The organism is Megasphaera massiliensis, from assembly GCF_000455225.1.
Classification (GTDB): Bacteria; Bacillota; Negativicutes; order Veillonellales; family Megasphaeraceae; genus Megasphaera; species Megasphaera massiliensis.
In genome coordinates, this window is record NZ_HF954537.1 from 938,729 (window position 1) to 956,253 (window position 17,525).

General features: G+C 52.5%; 14 protein-coding genes. All 14 read right to left on the reverse strand.

Going from position 1 to position 17,525, the window contains the following annotated elements; genetic code table 11:
- Nucleotides 1-11: 11 nt before the first annotated feature.
- On the reverse strand, nt 12-2,609 hold the full coding sequence (gene alaS / locus TX77_RS07745) for an alanine--tRNA ligase (protein ID WP_195891183.1): 2,598 nt from the start codon (nt 2,607-2,609) through the stop codon (nt 12-14).
- Nucleotides 2,610-2,766: 157 nt separating this feature from the next.
- Nucleotides 2,767-3,525: a C40 family peptidase gene (locus TX77_RS07750; RefSeq protein ID WP_044504195.1), complete on the reverse strand. Its 759-nt coding sequence runs from the start codon at nt 3,523-3,525 to the stop codon at nt 2,767-2,769.
- Nucleotides 3,526-3,568: 43 nt separating this feature from the next.
- Complete coding sequence (locus TX77_RS07755) at nt 3,569-4,495, reverse strand: glycosyltransferase family 2 protein (RefSeq protein ID WP_044504870.1); 927 nt, start codon at nt 4,493-4,495, stop codon at nt 3,569-3,571.
- 61 nt (nt 4,496-4,556) lie between these two features.
- Complete coding sequence (gene trxA / locus TX77_RS07760; protein ID WP_044504196.1) at nt 4,557-4,904, reverse strand: thioredoxin; 348 nt, start codon at nt 4,902-4,904, stop codon at nt 4,557-4,559.
- Between the two features lie 118 nt (nt 4,905-5,022).
- Nucleotides 5,023-5,664 (reverse strand): ribosome biogenesis GTP-binding protein YihA/YsxC, encoded by a 642-nt coding sequence (yihA, locus tag TX77_RS07765; protein ID WP_044504198.1) that lies wholly within the window; start codon nt 5,662-5,664, stop codon nt 5,023-5,025.
- Entirely contained in the window at nt 5,664-7,997 is a 2,334-nt protein-coding gene (gene lon, locus TX77_RS07770) for an endopeptidase La (protein ID WP_044504199.1), read from the reverse strand. Before lon ends, yihA begins: the two co-directional genes overlap by 1 nt.
- Nucleotides 7,998-8,069: 72 nt before the next feature.
- Nucleotides 8,070-9,308: an ATP-dependent Clp protease ATP-binding subunit ClpX gene (clpX, locus tag TX77_RS07775; RefSeq protein ID WP_044504200.1), complete on the reverse strand. Its 1,239-nt coding sequence runs from the start codon at nt 9,306-9,308 to the stop codon at nt 8,070-8,072.
- 16 nt (nt 9,309-9,324) lie between these two features.
- Complete coding sequence (gene clpP, locus TX77_RS07780) at nt 9,325-9,921, reverse strand: ATP-dependent Clp endopeptidase proteolytic subunit ClpP (RefSeq protein ID WP_044504871.1); 597 nt, start codon at nt 9,919-9,921, stop codon at nt 9,325-9,327.
- Between the two features lie 41 nt (nt 9,922-9,962).
- Nucleotides 9,963-11,309, reverse strand: coding sequence for a trigger factor (gene tig, locus TX77_RS07785; protein WP_044504201.1), 1,347 nt, complete (start codon nt 11,307-11,309; stop codon nt 9,963-9,965).
- A 200-nt stretch (nt 11,310-11,509) separates the two neighbouring features.
- Complete coding sequence (gene pheT / locus TX77_RS07790) at nt 11,510-13,936, reverse strand: phenylalanine--tRNA ligase subunit beta (RefSeq protein WP_044504202.1); 2,427 nt, start codon at nt 13,934-13,936, stop codon at nt 11,510-11,512.
- A gap of 19 nt (nt 13,937-13,955) precedes the next feature.
- On the reverse strand, nt 13,956-14,981 hold the full coding sequence (gene pheS / locus TX77_RS07795; protein ID WP_044504203.1) for a phenylalanine--tRNA ligase subunit alpha: 1,026 nt from the start codon (nt 14,979-14,981) through the stop codon (nt 13,956-13,958).
- Between the two features lie 277 nt (nt 14,982-15,258).
- Nucleotides 15,259-16,398, reverse strand: a complete 1,140-nt coding sequence (locus TX77_RS07800; protein ID WP_044504204.1) for an acyl-CoA dehydrogenase family protein — start codon at nt 16,396-16,398, stop codon at nt 15,259-15,261.
- 41 nt (nt 16,399-16,439) lie between these two features.
- Nucleotides 16,440-16,883, reverse strand: coding sequence for a PaaI family thioesterase (locus TX77_RS07805; RefSeq protein ID WP_044504205.1), 444 nt, complete (start codon nt 16,881-16,883; stop codon nt 16,440-16,442).
- A complete protein-coding gene (locus tag TX77_RS07810; RefSeq protein ID WP_044504206.1) occupies nt 16,876-17,310 on the reverse strand; it encodes a PaaI family thioesterase in 435 nt (144 codons plus the stop codon). The genes TX77_RS07805 and TX77_RS07810 overlap by 8 nt, the downstream gene beginning before the upstream one ends.
- Nucleotides 17,311-17,525 lie beyond the last annotated feature (215 nt).

Genomic DNA, 17,525 nt, shown 5'->3' on the forward strand with positions numbered 1-17,525 from the left:
CTGCCAAAAATTTATCCTAACAACTGGCGGACGGCATCGGCACCGGCTTTCAGAGCATCGGCTAATTTTCCCGGTTCTTTACCGCCGGCCTGGGCCATATCGGGACGGCCGCCGCCATTACCGCCGGCAGCTTGTGCGGCTGCCTTGATGATCTTGCCGGCATGGAGGCCCCGTTTTACATCGGCCTTGGCGACTTTGCAGACGAAGTTGACTTTATCGTCGTGAACCATTCCCAAGAGGACGACGCCGCTTCCTGCCTTATCGAGGACGGAGTCGGCCAAATCGCGGAGGTTATCCATGGAATCAGCCTGGGCTTCGGCCGTGATGACCGAGACGCCACCGATATCTTCCTTGCCGGCTAAGATGCTGTCCATATCGGACATGGCCGCTTCTTTCTTAAGCTGGGCCAATTCTTTTTCGAGGCCCTTGGCCTGAGCGAGGAGGGCTTCTAATTTCGCCGTCGTATCGCCGACTTTGGCTTTGAGCATATCGGCCAACTGCTGCAGTTCACGGGATTCGGCCTTAGCCAGAGCCAAGGCAGCAGCCCCGGTGACGGCTTCGATGCGGCGAACGCCGGACCCGGTACCGGATTCACCGGTAATGCGGAAGGAGCCGATGACCGACGTGTTGTCGACGTGGGAACCGCCGCAGAGTTCACAGCTGAAGTCATCGACGGAGACGACGCGGACGACGTCGCCGTATTTTTCACCGAATAAGGCCATGGCGCCCTTTTCTTTGGCGTCGTCGATGGACATTTCTTCGATGGTGACGGGTATGTTTTTGAGGATTTCTTCGTTAACCAAGTTTTCGATGGCATCGAGTTCGGTCTGGGTAACGGGCGAGAAATGGGTGAAGTCAAAGCGCAGGTGGTCCGGCGTAACTAAGGAGCCGGCCTGGTTGACGTGGTTGCCCAAGACCTTGCGCAGGGCTGCCTGCAGGAGATGGGTTGCCGTATGGTTGCGGGCCAGATTCAGATGACGTGTCTGATGGACGGTGACGGCGACGGCATCGCCTGTCTGAAGGGAGCCTTCTTCGATAGTGGCGATGAGGTATACCAAACCGTTCGGCAGGGCCTTGGCATCGGTGACCTGAGCCTTCCCTTTTTCACCGGAAAGGGTGCCCGTATCGCCGAGCTGACCGCCGCCTTCGGCGTGGAAGGGGTTGTTGTCGACGATGATTGTCACTTCTTCCCCGGCTGATGCTGTATCGACTTCGACGCCGCCCTTGCCAATCATGACGATGGAGGCTTTCGTTGCCGACGGGTCGTTGACCAGTTTCGACTGATCGAGTTTCGTCGTATCCGGCGTAGCGACCTTAGCCGATACGTCGGCACGGGCTGCACGGGCCCGTTCCTGCTGTTCCTTCATGGCCGCTTCAAAACCGTCGGTGTCGATGGTCATACCGTTTTCACCGGCAATTTCTTCGGTCAGTTCCATCGGAAAGCCGTACGTATCATAGAGTTTGAATACGTCGTCGCCGGAGAGGACTTTATTATCACTCTGACTCATCATGTCGTTTAAGAGTTCCATGCCTTGAGCCAGGGTAGCGCTGAATTGTTTTTCTTCCGTATCGATGATCTGTTTGATCAGGTCCTGACGTTCCCGAAGTTCCGGATATTCGTCACCGAGGATGTCCATGACCGTATCGACGAGGCTGCCGAGGAACATGTCGCGGATTCCGAGAAGACGTCCGAAACGAACGGCACGGCGCAGGATGCGGCGCAGGACGTAGCCCCGGCCTTCATTGGACGGCAGGATACCGTCGGAGATCATGACCGTAATGGCCCGGATGTGGTCGGCAATGACCTTCATAGCGACCTTCTGCTGAGGATCGCTGTAATCGCCGTGGCTGATGGCGATTACCTTTTCGATAATCGGGAAGATGAGGTCTGTTTCAAAGTTCGATTCCTTCTGCTGAATGACCGAAGCCAGTCGTTCGAGACCGCAGCCGGTATCGATATTTTTCTTTTCGAGGGGTTCGTATTTCCCGTCTTTCGTCCGATTGAACTGGGTGAAGACGAGGTTCCAGATTTCAAGATACCGGTCGCAGTCGCAGCCGACGTTGCACGTAGGCTGGCCGCAGCCGCGTTCAGGGCCGAGGTCGTAGAAGATTTCGCTGTCCGGACCGCAGGGGCCTTCGCCTATTTCCCAGAAGTTGTCGTCGAATTTGAAGATCCGTTCGTCGGCAAGACCGATCATATTATGCCAGTAATCATAAGCTTCTTTATCATCAGGATAAATGGTAACGTACAATTTGCTCTTGTCCAGTTTGAGTACTTCCGTTAAGAATTCCCAAGCCCAGGAAATGGCTTCTTTCTTAAAATAATTGCCGAAAGAGAAGTTGCCGAGCATTTCAAAAAACGTATGGTGACGGGCCGTGCGGCCTACGTTGTCGATGTCCCCGGTGCGAATGCACTTCTGGCTCGTCGTAACGCGGTACGACGGCGGGACGAGCTTGCCCGTAAAGTACGGTTTGAGCGGTGCCATGCCGGCGCCGATGAGGAGCAGGCTGGGGTCATTTTCCGGAATAAGGGGAAAACTGTGCAGGATCAGATGTTCCTTACTCTTAAAAAATTGTAAATAGGCCTTGCGGATTTCATTACCCGTCATGTACTTCATAGTTAATAAACACTCCCTCTACATATCTTTCTATATGGGAAAATTATACGCTCATTTCCCCCGGTTCGGCAACCTTTTGACGATAAAAATCTCAAGGACTGCCGTATAAGGAATGGCTAGAGACGACTTGTTCCCTAGCCATTACATCTTATTTTCGGACTCTGGTAGCGCCGACGTAGCGCGACGACCAGTAGCCGCTGTCTAAACTGTCTACGCGGATACCACCGCTGCTGGTAGCGCTGATGAAGTTGTTGTCGCCGACATAGATTCCGGTGTGGGATACACCCGGTTCATACGTCGTAAAGAAAACTAAATCGCCCGGCATGAGGTCGTTGCGGCGAACACGCTGACCGACTTCGTACTGCTGATCGGCCATACGCGGAAGTTCAATGCCGTTATGGGAAAAGACATACTTGGTAAATCCCGAGCAGTCAAAACCATCCGGCGTGTTTCCTCCAAATACGTAGGGAACGCCCAGGTACTGGTACGCGGAGTTGACCAGTTTATTCCCAAAGGCATCACCGCCGCCAAAGTGTTTATATTTCGATACGGCCTTGTCATTGACCTTGATAGCTTGTGCTTTCTTAGCGACTGGGGGATTATTCTTGGGTGGATTGGCAGGTAACATGGACCGACTGCCTGTCAGGAGATAATAAGTCCAGCCGCCAACGTCACCGCTGACCTGGATTTTCTTATCTTTCTGATATTTCGACACGGCCTTAGCCGTTTCTTTCGTATATACACCACTGACATTGACCTTGTAGCCCTGGCTGCGCAGTCCCTGCTGAACAGCGCGGACTTGATCGCCCCGACTGCCGACGGTCAGCGTCGAAGCAGCCAGTGCCGGCAAAGCCGTACATACGAAAAGGGCAGTCAATATACACACCTTACTGTGTTTTCTCCACATAAAAACTCCTCTCTGTCTCGAAGTCCATACAACGCAAAGGCATTTATGGTTCTTTTCGTTGACCCAGTTCGGCACGCAGCCAATACAGGGGCCTATGTTTTACCTCTTCAAAGATACGTCCTATATACTCTCCGATGACACCGATAAAAATGAGCTGGATGCCGCTGAACAGGCATTGGACGATCATCATCGTCGTCCATCCCGGAACGACCTTGCCCACTAAATTACTGTAAACGACATGCAGGATCAGAAGTAAACTTAAAATTCCGCTCAACATGCCGATGTAAAAGGAAACCCGTAAGGGTATTTTCGAATAAGCCATGATTCCATCTAAGGCAAAATGGAGCATTTTGCGCATGGAAAATTTTGAACTGCCGGCGTAGCGTTTAGGGGCTACAAAACGAATAAAGGTCTGGTTATAACCGATATCCCCGATAAGGCCGCGGATAAAACGGTCGTGTTCGCGAAATTGTTTAAATGTTTCCAAAACCCTTCGGTCAAGGAGGCGGAAATCAGAGCCGCCGGGCGTAATGTGAACGGGTGACACGGCATTCAAGACGCGATAGTACCATTTGGACGTCTGTTTCTTGAGAAAGCCTGCGTCGTCGGTGGCTTCGCGAATCGTCTGCACGACATCGCTGCCGTCACGCCATTTTTGAACCAGGTCGGGAATCATTTCCGGCGGATGTTGTAAATCACCGTCCATGGTGATAATCGCATCGCCGCGGGCATGGTCCATTCCACAGGTAATGGCCAGTTGATGCCCGAAATTGCGAGCCAGGATAAAGGCCCGGACGTGTTCGTCCTCTTGGGCCAACCGACTGAGAATAAGGGGCGTTGCATCCTTAGAACCGTCGTCTACAAAGATGAGTTCATAATCCATATCGAGTGTCGCTGCGGCTTTCGTCGCCTCCATATAGAACTTCTCGATATTCGGCTGTTCGTTATATACAGGAACGACAATCGACAGTAATTGCCCTTCCGTCCCTCTTTCTTCTAAATTCAATTATATCATCCCAATATTTTTATTGTCAAAACCGGCAAGTCCTGCGTTTTGGTACCAGGGTTGCCAAGAAGTCACTGATTTCGGATCGTGAAGCGTAACCAATGATTCGTTTAAGCGGTTTACCGTCTTTAAAAAACAATAGCGTCGGAACGGCCATGATTTCATATTTTTCAGCAAGCGCGCGGTGATTGTCAACGTTGACCTGTACGACACTGACGGCGTCGCCAAAGCGAGCAGCCGCTTGTCTGACTTCGGAATGAACCATCTTGCACGGTCCGCACCAAGGTGCCCAGAAATCGACGACGACGATACCCGGCTGATGAAAGACTTTTACTGAAAAATCGGAATCACTGTCAAGCGACACGATTGCCATAATTACCTAACCTCCTGTCTAGCCGATAATAAATCACACTAATTATATCAAAAAACACCGCGATTTTCCAGTAAAATCGCGGTGTATCTCGTGTCAACAAGAAAAAATTTATATATTTTTAAAGCTGATTCGTGAAGGCTTGGAGCCGGCTGAAGAGATTTTTAGCCAAGGGACCGAAACCTTCGCTTTTTAAAGACGAGTAAGCCAGAGCCGGCTGTCCCGTCGGAAAGAGCTTATTCAATTGGGCCAGGTTACGGTGTTTTTCATTAGCCTTCAGTTTATCGGCCTTGGTCCCGACGATCTGCAGGGGCACGCCGGACGACGCCAGCCATTCATAGGCTTCGCGGTCGATGGCAAGGCCGGGATGACGCAGGTCGACGAGGAGGCACAAGACGCAGAGGTTTTCAGAACCCGTGACGTACTCACTGATGAAGGCACTCCAGCGGTCGCGGTTCTTACCGCCCGTCTTGGCAAAGCCATAGCCCGGAAGGTCGACCAGGAAAAACGGCAGGCGCTGCTCCCCTTCTTCTTCATCGCGGCATCGCAGGGCGGCCTTAAAATAGTTGATGGTCTGGGTCTTCCCCGGCGCTCCGCTGACCCTGGCCAAGCCGCGGTGGCGGCAGAGTGAATTAATCAGGCTCGACTTGCCGACGTTGGAGCGGCCGAGAAAGGCCACTTCCGGAAGACCGTCCGTCGGATATTGATCGCGGCGGACAGCCGTTGCCGCATACTCAGCCTGAATGATATCGAAGGAGGCCATCAGGACTTCACCAGTGCCTGAGCCAGCACTTCATCCATATGGTGGACGAATACGAACTTGACGTCGTCCTGAACAGACTGGGGCACGTCGACCATGTCGCGGCGGTTCTGTTCCGGCAGGAGGATCTTTTTAATGCCTGCCCGGTGGGCAGCAATGACTTTTTCTTTAATGCCGCCGACGGGAAGGACGGTCCCGCGCAGGGTAATTTCACCGGTCATAGCCACGTCATGGCGGACCGCTTTGCCGGTCAGGGCCGATGTAATGGCCGTAGCCATGGTAATCCCGGCAGACGGACCGTCTTTCGGGATGGCCCCTTCGGGCAGGTGAATGTGAAGATCGGTCTTGGTATAGAAATCTTCGGCAAGGCCCAAAGCTTCGGCACGGCTGCGGATATAGGTAACGCCGGCTTCGGCCGATTCTTTCATGACACTGCCGAGCTGTCCCGTGAGCATCAAGCGCCCCCGGCCCTTGACGGCTACGGCTTCCGTTTCCAGGACTTCGCCGCCGACCTGGGTCCAGGCCATGCCGGTGACGATGCCGACTTCGTCGTCTTTATGAACCGTGTCGGGCAGGAATTTCACCGGCCCTAAGAGTTTTTCCAAGTTCTTGACCGATACGCTGAGGGGCACTTCATCGTTCATGAGCAGGGATTTTCCGATGCGGCGGCAAACGGTGCCGATCATCTTTTCTAAGCGGCGGACACCGGATTCGCGGGTGTAACCGGAGATGATGCGGCGCAGGACGGCATCGGAGAATTTAGCCTGGCTGGCCTTAAGGCCATTTTCCTTAATCTGTTTCGGTACCAGGTATTTTTTCGCAATCTGGACTTTTTCATCTTCCGTATAGCTTGTGAAGTCGATGATTTCCATGCGGTCCATCAAAGGCCTCGGAATATTGCTGAGAACGTTGGCCGTCGTGATCCAGAATACCTTGGACAAGTCAAAAGGCAGTTCCAGGAAATGGTCACTGAAGGTATGGTTCTGTTCCGGATCGAGGACTTCGAGGAGTGCCGACGACGGATCGCCGCGCATATCGGCGGTCATCTTATCGATTTCGTCGAGGAGGAAGACCGGATTCTTGACGCCAGCCTGTTTCATGCCGCTCAGGATGCGGCCCGGCAAAGCACCGATATAGGTCCGGCGATGGCCGCGGATTTCGGCTTCATCGCGGACGCCGCCTAAGGAGACGCGGACGTACTTGCGGTTCATGGCTCTGGCAATGGACCGGGCGATACTGGTCTTCCCCGTTCCCGGAGGGCCTACGAAGCAAAGAATCGGTCCCTTGAGGCTGTTGGTCAGCTGTTTTACCGCCAAGTATTCGATGATGCGGTCTTTCACTTTATTCAGACCGTAATGGTCTTCGTCAAGGACCTTCTGGGCTTCATTGAGGTCCAGTCGATCTTTCGTTTCTTTCTTCCAGGGAAGGGCCATGGCCAAGTCGAGATAGGTCCGGATGATCGCCGATTCGGCCATCATGGGCGGCATGGAATCGAGGCGGTCCGTTTCTTTGAGCAGGGCCTTTTCGATGTCTTCGTCCAGTTTCATCTTCTTGATCTTATCACGGAGTTCCTGGACTTCCGTATCCTTATCGACCTTGTCCCCCAGTTCGTCGTGGATGGCCTTTATCTTTTCACGCAGATAGTACTCTTTCTGCTGCTGGTCCATCTTACCGCGGACTTCGCGGTTTAACTTCGATTCGAGGTTGGCAATGTCGACTTCTGTATCGAGGAGGGATCCGATGCGGCGCAGACGGGCTTCGACGTCGGTCATTTCCAGAATCTGCTGGCGGATGACGAGCTTCAAGGGAAGCTGGGACGCTGCATAGTCGGCCAGGACGCCCGGTTCTTCGATGCTCTTGGCAATTTCGCTGGCTTCTTCACCGTCGCGAAGCTTATCGAGCCAATCGAGGAGGCGTTTGAGGATGACCCGGCGCAAGGCTTCTTCTTCCGTCGCATTGCGGCTGACTTCAGCTACCTTAATGGCAGCGCCTTCGAGATAGCCTGCTTTCTGAGAAAAGCCCTGCATGCGGACGCGAGAAATCCCGTTGACCAAGATGCGGACCAAACCGCCCGGCATGCGCAGGAATTGTTCGATTTTAACGACGCAGCCAATGGTATAGACGTCATCAAAGCCGGGATTGTCTTCGTTTTCATCGACCTGGGTCGCCACTAAGAGCTGGCGGTCATGCTCCATGGCATAGTCGACAGCAGCCAGGGACGTATCCCGACCGATGTCGATATGACTGACCAGATTGGGGTAGACGACGAGGCCGCGAAGGGGTACAAAAGGTAAAGACAGAATATCGCGTTCATCCATGACAATGTTTTCTTCCATAATTTCACCTTCTTCTATTGAAAAATAAAACTCATTTCCGGATTAAGAAATGAGTTTTATCATACCACTATATCATTTTGCCTCTTTCAAAACGAGATCCGGCTCGGCACCGTCTTTGACGCAAGAATCCGTTACGACGCATTTTTCAACGTCATCGCGGCTCGGTACGTCAAACATGACATCGAGCATGATCCGTTCGATGATCGAGCGAAGTCCGCGGGCACCGGTATTGCGCCGCAGCGCTTCCTTGGCAATGGCCTGCAGAGCGTCCGGCGTAAATTCGAGATCTACGTCATCCATGGACAGCATCTTCTGATACTGTTTGACCAGGGCGTTCTTGGGCTCTGTGAGGATATGTACCATCGCTTCTTCATCGAGAGGATTGAGTGTAACTAAAACGGGCAGACGGCCGATCAATTCAGGAATGAGGCCGAACTTCTGGAGGTCCGTCGGGATGATGTCCTTCAGGAGGGATTCCATAGAGTGTTCGTCCTTGGTCTGAATGTCAGCGCCAAAGCCCATGTTTTTATCCGTCGTCCGGCTTAAGATGGTCTTATCGATACCGTCAAAAGCACCGCCGCAGATAAAGAGGATGTTCGTCGTATCGATTTGCAGCATTTCCTGATGAGGATGCTTGCGGCCGCCCTGAGGCGGAACGCCGGCGACAGTCCCTTCGAGGATTTTCAAAAGGGCCTGCTGGACACCTTCACCGGATACGTCGCGGGTAATCGACGGGTTTTCTGATTTACGGGCAATCTTATCGATTTCGTCGATATAGATGATGCCTCGTTCGGCTTTGGCAATATCGTAGTCCGCAGCCTGAATCAGTTTGAGCAGGCAGTTTTCGACGTCTTCACCGACATAGCCGGCTTCGGTCAAACTCGTCGCATCGGCAATGGCAAAGGGAACGTCGAGGAGCCGCGCCAAAGTCTGAGCCAACAGGGTTTTACCACTCCCTGTGGGGCCGACCATGACGATGTTTGATTTTTGGAGTTCTACGTCACCGGAAACGGCCGTCGAATTGGTCTGAAGCCGTTTGTAATGGTTGTAAACGGCGACGGACAAGGTCTTCTTGGCAGCTTCCTGGCCGATGACGTATTCATCGAGGGTTGCCTTGATTTCGTGCGGTGTCGGCAGATCCTTCAATTCGAACTCTTCTGTATCTTCCGTCTTTTCTTCTTCGATGATGTGCTGCGCTACAGAAACGCATTCATCGCAGATGTAGACGCCGGGACCGGCAATGAGTTTCTGTACTTCGTCCTGAGGACGGCCGCAGAAACTGCAGCGCGGTTCATCATGCTTATCGTTCATGTAATTTCCTCCTGTCCTATTTCGTTTCATGAGTCAACGGGCGGGACAGGATTTCATCGATGAGACCGTAAGCTTTTGCATCTTCAGCCGTCAGGAAGTTGTCCCGTTCCGTATCCTTTTGGATGACGTCCACAGGCTGTCCTGTGTGTTTCGACAAGAGGCCGTTTAATTCTTCACGCATGCGCAGGATTTCGCGGGCATGGATTTCGATTTCCGTCGCCTGGCCCTGGACACCGCCTAAGGGCTGGTGAATCATGACCTGGGAATGAGGCAGGGCAAAGCGCTTGCCTTTGGCGCCGGCTGTCAGGAGGACAGAGGCCATGCTGGCAGCGGATCCGACGCAGATGGTCGATACGTCCGGTTTGATATATTGCATGGTATCATAGATAGCCATGCCGGCCGTAACGACGCCGCCGGGGCTGTTGATATATAAGTGAATATCCTTGTCAGGATTTTCGGCTTCTAAAAAGAGGAGCTGGGCGATGATGCTGTTGGCAACGGTATCATCGATGGGGCCGCCGAGAAAGACGATGCGGTCTTTTAACAGGCGGGAATAAATATCGTAACTACGTTCACCCTGCGCCGTCTGTTCAACGACGATAGGTACATACATATTTGTCAAAACAAACACCTCCGGATGACGCGTTTCCGGTATTAGTCTTCAGCCTTTGCAGGTTCTTCAGCTTTTGCTTCTTCTTTCTTGTCTTCGTTGGTGTCGACAGCGTTGCTCAAGATGAAGCTGGCTGCTTTTTTACGGCCAACAGACTGAACCAACATGGGAACGCGGTGTTCTTTCAAAATAATCTTATAAACTTCTTTCGGATCGGCACCGAAGTTCTGAGACATGGTGATGATTTCAGCCTGGAGATCGATGTCTTTTACTTCGATGTTTTCCGCTTTCGAGATGGCTTCGAGGACGAGGTCCATCTTGACGTTTTCTTTAGCAGGTTCGGCATAGCTTTCTTTCAGCTTATCCATATCCTGGTTCATGTATTTGAGATAGTCGTCGAGGTTCATGCGCTGCGTTTCGAGCTTAACCGACAGTTCTTCGATCATCTGATCGATTTTGTCGTCGACCATGACCTGCGGGATATCTACTTCAGCGTTGTTGACGACAGTCTGCAAAACTTCGGCATTGAATTTTTCCAAAGCCTGGTAGGAGGCTTTCGATTCAAGGCGTTTGCGGATGTCGGCTTTGAGATCGTCGACGCTTTCAAATTTGCCGGCTTCTTTGGCAAATTCGTCGTCGATAGCCGGGAGTTCGCTGCGTTTTACGTCGTTGATTTTAACGGCGAAGACGGCTTCTTTACCGGCCAGGGATTTTTCAAAGTAGTCTTCCGGGAAAGTAACTTTGACGTCTTTTTCATCGCCGGCTTTGCTGCCGATGAGCTGATCTTCAAAGCCCGGAATGAAGCTGCCGGAGCCGATCTGGAGCGGGTAGGACTTACCTTCGCCGCCTTCAAATGCGACGCCGTCGACGGTGCCTTTGAAGTCGATGACAGCAAAGTCGTCTTTTGCGATTTCCGTGCCTTCCGGAGCGACAACTAATTTAGCGTGCTGTTTCTGGAGGTTGGCCAATTCTTTGGCAACGTCTTCATCGCTTACGTTTACCTTATCTTTGGCAACTGCAATGCCTTTATATTCGCCGAGTTTGACTTCCGGTTTCTTAGTGACCGTAGCTTCAAAGACGACGTCTTTTCCGTTTTCGTCAGAGATAACGTTCAATTCCGGTTCCGTTACGGGAACGATGCCTTCCTGATCGAGGGCGTCGCTGTACGCTTTATTGGCAATGGCTTCAAAAACTTCCTGTTTGACAGCATCTTTGCCTAAGAAGCTTTCCAGTACCATGCGCGGTGCCTTGCCTTTACGGAAGCCCGGGATATTTACGCGGCTTGCCAAGTTTTTGCAAGCGGCTGCGGCCTGTTTGGAAGCGTCTTTCGCAGGCACTTCGATGCGCAGGGTCACTTTGTGCTGGTCTACTTCGTTTACTGTTACGTTCATTCTAAGTATGTCCTCCTTATGGGCCGGTACAGCCCTTAATATCTCTAAAATACCATATTACGCTCTACATCATAACACAACTTTACTTTTTTTACAATATATGAGAATAAAGGACGCCGCGCACAGCGTCCTTTATTACCCTGTTTTCTATTTCGATCCCCTCTTTATCCTTCGTCGAGGGGTACGACTTTGTATTCGAATCAGCGCAGCTGGCAGCCGAACTTTTCTTCGAGGTCTTTTACGATGGCATTGACCGGTTCGGTGATATCGGCATCAGTCAAGGTTCCTTCTTCGGAACGGAAGACCAAGGCATACGCCAGGCTCTTATAGCCTTCGGGAACCTGTTTGCCCGTGTACATATCGAAGAGGCGGACATCTTCCAAGTAGTCGCCGCCGTCTTCTTTAATGACGCGGACGATATCGGCGTTGGCCGTCCCTACCGGTGCCAGGAAGGCCAGGTCGCGGCTCGAGGCCGGGAATTTGGCGACCTTATGGTAATCGGGCAGGAGGCGGACGTACGGCATGACGGCATCCATGTGCATTTCAAAGAGGTAGACCGGACCGGCGACGTCGTAGTTATCCATGGCTTTGGGATGGAGTTCGCCAAAGTCGCAGAGGACCTTGCCGTCTTTGACGAAACGAGCGGCTTTTCCCGGATGGAGGGGTGCCCAGTCGGATACTTCGAGGTCGGCCTGAACGCCGAGGCCTTCGAGGATGGCTTCGACCATGCCCTTTACGTCATAGAAATCGTAATTTTCAGCCTTGCCGGGCCAGGAGTTATCCGTCCGCTGACCGTAGAGGAGGCCTGAGACGCAGTCTTCCTGTTCGGGAAGTTCCGTGAGCGGCAGCTGTTTGGGACGATAAACGGGAGCGATTTCATAGATGCCGACGGAGGCGTTCTTTACGGCCTGATTGCGGACCAATACATCCATCAAGGTCGGGATGAGGGTCGTCCGCATGAGGGGGAAATCTTCCGTGATCGGATTGAGGATGGGAACGGCCTGATAGACCGGGTCGCTTTCGGTAAAGAGCAGCTTTTGGAGCTGGTCGGGATGCATGAAGCTGAAGGTGACCGTTTCGTTGAGGCCGGAGCGGCTGAGGATCGTCGAAATCCGTTCGTTGACTTCGTGGCGGAAGCCCGTTTCCCCTTTTGAAATCGGAGCGGCCGGACGAGTAGAAGGAATGTTTTCATAGCCGTAGATGCGGGCGACTTCTTCGGCGATGTCGGACATTTCCGTGCAGTCGCCGCGGTAGCTGGGAACGACAGCCGTCAAGGCTTCGCCGTCTTTTTCAATGCCGAACTGGAGGCGTTCCAACAAGTCAATCATGTCGGCTTCGGGAATGTCCGTGCCCAAGAAGGCGTTGATTTTAGCCGCCGAAAAAGCGATGCGTCTTACAGCCGGTTTATTCGGGTAGACGTCGACAATGCCTTTGGCTACGTCGCAGGCACCCATTTCCTGGAGGAGCTGAGCGCAGCGGTTGATGGAATTGATGCAGCTGTCCGAATCGAGGCCTCGTTCAAAGCGGCCCGACGCTTCCGAGCGAAGGCCGAGCATGCGGCCCGTATGGCGGATATTGGAACCTTTGAAGGAGGCGCATTCGAGGATGACCGACGTCGTATCTTTGGTGACTTCCGAATCGAGGCCGCCCATGATGCCGGCAATGCAGCAGGCTTTTTCCGGGTCGGCAATGACCAGCATGTTGTCGGTCAAGGTGCGGTCCGTATCGTCGAGGGTCTTCATTTCTTCCCCGTCTTTAGCGCGGCGGGCAATGAGATGGTGGTCGGCGACATGGTCGTAGTCATAGGCATGGAGGGGAATCCCCAATTCGATCATGGCATAGTTCGTGGCATCGACGACGTTATTAATCGGGCGAACGCCGTATTTACGCAGGCGCTGCTGCATCCACAAGGGCGAGTTGCCGATTTTGACGTTGAGCAAAAGGCGTGCCGTATAGCGGCTGCACAGTTCTTCGTCGTCGATAGAAATCTTGACTTTGCCGTCGATGGGCGTATCGCATTCCTTGACGGAGATTTCCGGGTAACGGGCTTCTTTTCCGCTGAGGGCAGCGAATTCGCGAGACAGGCCGACCATGGAGAAGCAGTCGGCGCGGTTGGCCGTCAATTCATATTCATAGACGACGTCGCGGACCTGCATGTATTCGGCAGCATCGACGCCAAGGGGCGTATCAGCAGGCAGGATCCAGATGCCTTCTTTTTCTTCCGGCAGGAGCAGGCTGTCATCGAAACCGAATTCGTGGGCCGAGCAGAACATGCCGTTCGACAGGACGCCGCGCAGCTTCGAGCGCTTGATTTTGGTACCGCCCGGCAGATGAGCGCCGTGGACGGCGACAGGCACGATTTGGCCGACTCGGACGTTGGTCGCAGCCGTAACGATTTGGAGCTGTTCATCCCCCATGTCGACCTGGCAGACGACGAGTTTATCGGCGTCCGGATGGCGGTCGATCTGAAGGATTTTACCGGTCATTACTTTTTTGATGTCCCGTCCCCAATATTCAACTTGTTCGACAGGAATGCCGGCCATCGTCAATTTATCTGCAAAAGCCTGCGGGTCTTGATTCATATCGACGTCGACATACTCTTGCATCCATGTTAAAGAACTTTTCATTATCTTTTCCCTCCTGAAACTAGAACTGGTTCAAGAACCGCATATCGTTTTCATAGAACAGACGCAGGTCGTCGATGCCGTATTTCAGCATGGCAATACGTTCGACGCCCATGCCGAAGGCAAAGCCCGTAACGACGTCCGGATCGTAGCCGTTCAGCCGCAGGACGTTGGGGTTTACCATGCCGCAGCCGAGGATTTCCAGCCAGCCCGTATGGGAGCAGACACGGCAGCCTTCACCGCCGCACATGACGCAGGAAATATCGACTTCAGCACTCGGTTCCGTAAAGGGGAAGTAGCTGGCACGGAAGCGAACTTTCGTGTCTTCCCCGAAGATGTCGCGAAGGAAGTCTTCGAGCATGCCCTTGAGGTCGGAGAAGCGGATGTTCTTATCGATGATCATGCCTTCCATCTGATGGAAGACCGGCGAATGTGTCGCATCGTAGTCGCAGCGATAGACTTTGCCGGGGGCAATGATTTTAAAGGGTTCATTGGGTTTATGGGACTGAAGAGTCCGAGCCTGCATGCCTGACGTATGGGTCCTCAGGAGGATGTTGTCGGTGATATACATCGAGTCCTGCATATCCCGTGCCGGGTGGTCTTCGGGCAGATTGAGGCACTGGAAGTTATAGTAGTCCGATTCGATATCGGTCCCTTCGACGATGGAAAAGCCCATGCGCAGGAAGGAGTCTTCCATGAGGCGCAGCGTCTGATGAAGGGGATGTTCGTGCCCCGTAACCGGTTTACGTCCCGGCAGGGTGATGTCGATCTTTTCCGATTCGATTTTCGCGGCCAATTCCTTGGCTTTGACTTCTTCTAGTTTAGCCTTTAACTGTTCTTCAATGGCATTTCGTGCCGTATTGACTAACTGGCCGACTTTTGGCCGATCTTCCTTGGAAAAGTTTTTCATTTCCTTCATAATCGCCGTCAGTTCCCCCTTTTTCCCCAGGAACTTGACGCGGATATCTTGGATATCCTGCAAATGTTCGCTCTTGGCGAGTTCTTCCATTACGGCCGTTTTAATAGCCTCAATCTTGTCATTGATCATGGTTTTCCTCCTACTGGCAAGTACATAAAAAATAGACTCCCGCCCCCTAAGGGGCGAAAGTCTTATCCGCGGTACCACCCTACTTGATTCTCTCATATCCTGTAACGGGAACACCCGTCCTGCCTACTCCGTTCAGCAAGAGACTCTAAAGTGAACGCATGAAGCTTCCGTTACCGGGTTCTCAATCCACGACCCGGATTTCCTGTAAACGGAAGTCCCTTCATGCCCTCTTTATCATCGTCATAATAAATCGCTATTCAATTCACGATACATTGTATCAGTAAAGTGTCTTATTGGCAATAACTAAGCGCTGAATCTGGTTGGTGCCTTCATAGATCTGCATGATCTTGGCATCGCGCATGTATTTTTCAACGGGGTATTCCTTGATGTAACCGTACCCGCCCATAACCTGAACAGCGTCCGTCGTAACCTGCATGGCGACGTCGGAAGCGTTGCATTTGGCAATGGCAGCTTCACGGCTGAAGTCCATGCCCTGATCCTTCATCCAGCAAGCGCGGTGGACGAGGAGTCGAGCCCCTTCGACCTTCATGGCCATATCGGCGATCATAGCCTGGACCATCTGGAAGGATGCAATCGGTTTGCCGAACTGTACGCGAACCTTGGCGTATTCACAGCAAGCACGGAATGCCGCTTCAGCAATGCCGACGGAAACGGCACCGACGAAGGGACGAGCGGCATCGAGGGTTGCCATAGCGATACGGAAACCGCTGCCTTCGCGGCCGAGACGGTCTTCGACAGGAACGAAGCAGTTGTCAAAAATGAGTTCCGTCGTGTTGGACGCACGGATGCCCATCTTATTTTCTTCTTTACCGATGGTAAAGCCCGGCGTGCCCTTGCGGACGATGAACGGCGTAAGGCCGCGAATACCGCCGGTTTTGCGGGTATTGGCAAAAACGACAAAGATTTCAGCTAAACCGCCGTTGGTAATGAAGCACTTAGTACCATTCAAGAGATAGCCTTTGCCGTCTTCCGTCTTGGTAGCCCGTGTCGATACGGAGCCTGCATCGGAGCCGGTTCCCGGTTCCGTCAGGGCAAAAGCAGCCAGGTTGTCTTCATTGATGACGTCAAAATAGCGTTTCTTCTGATCGTCGTTGCCGGCCAAGATGACCGGATACGAAGCCAGTGCATTGGCAGCTACCGTCGTAGCGACGCCGCCGCAGCCTTTAGCTAATTCTTCATAAACACCAGCAATGGTAATGGCATCCAGTCCGGCTCCACCAAATTCTTCCGGAATAGCGACGCCCAATAGTCCCTGTGCTGCCAATTTTTCCAAAAGTCCTTCATGGAGCTTTCCCGTTTCATCCATTTCTGCAGCGTAGGGGACGATTTCTTTTTGCACCAAGTCGCGGACGACTTTGATGATATCTTTCTGTTCGTCGTTATAAGCAAAATCCATCTTGTACTAACCAACCTTCCCTGTAATACGTGAATATCATATTAATCGATTTTTTTTAAAATGTAAAAAGACGACCGCCCTTTTACAATGAGACTACCGTCGGCATCGCGGCATTCACATTCGACGACAATCGTATTTCGGCCGTGATGGAGAACCTGTCCGATTCCGGTAATGTGCTCGCCGCTGTTGACACTGCGAATGTAGTTCATATTGATTTCCAAGGTCGTAACCTGAAAACCCATCGTCCGGCAGGCCATCCCCATGAGGGTATCACAAAAGGCTGCCAGGACACCGCCTGAGGCAATATTACGATAATTACAAATGTGGCGGCTAACGTCAAAGCCGACGCGGACGCGGCCGACAGCTACCGTTTCAATGGTGCAGGGCATGCTCTTGAAATACGGCGTTTTGGCATAAATGCCTTCGATGATGGCATGCATTCTGGCAGAGTCGGATAGGCCGACGCCAGTTCTTGACTCATCCATGGTCCGTACCTCCTTGCTCTTCGCCGCCGTAGGGGCCGGTTACGAAGAAGGTTCCCTTCCCATGCGCTAAGTAGCGATCGTCATCATCGTAAAAATCACAAAGAGCGACCATCGTCGTGCGGCCGTTGTGAATGATCTTTGCTTCGGCACGGATGACTGTATCGGCAAAGGCCGGGCGAAGATAGTTCATGCCCAGATCCAAGGTCAGGACCGCCTTGCCGTGGACAGCACAGGCAGCTTCCATCGCCGAGTCGGCCATGGAGTACAACACACCGCCGTACATCGTACCGTTGGGATTATCCCATTTTGAGCCCTTATTCTCAAAGGTGAGAACAGTACACTCCTGTTCAGCCTTGGCTACATGGAACTGCATAAAGGTATCAAAAGGATTTCTTTGAATCTCATGCTCTAACCATTCGCGATCCATTATGACTCCACTCCTTAGGCTAATACATAAATCCCTTATATTTTACTATACGAATAATCATCCGTCAAACAAAAAACAACGATTTGTGCCCCTTAAACTGAACTTTAAGAATGGGAAAAAATAAGGTCCCGCATAGCGGCACGAGCCTTTATGCGAGACCTTATCACTGTGACATGCCTGACCTGGTCTTTACCCCCACACTCGCCTGCCGGGAC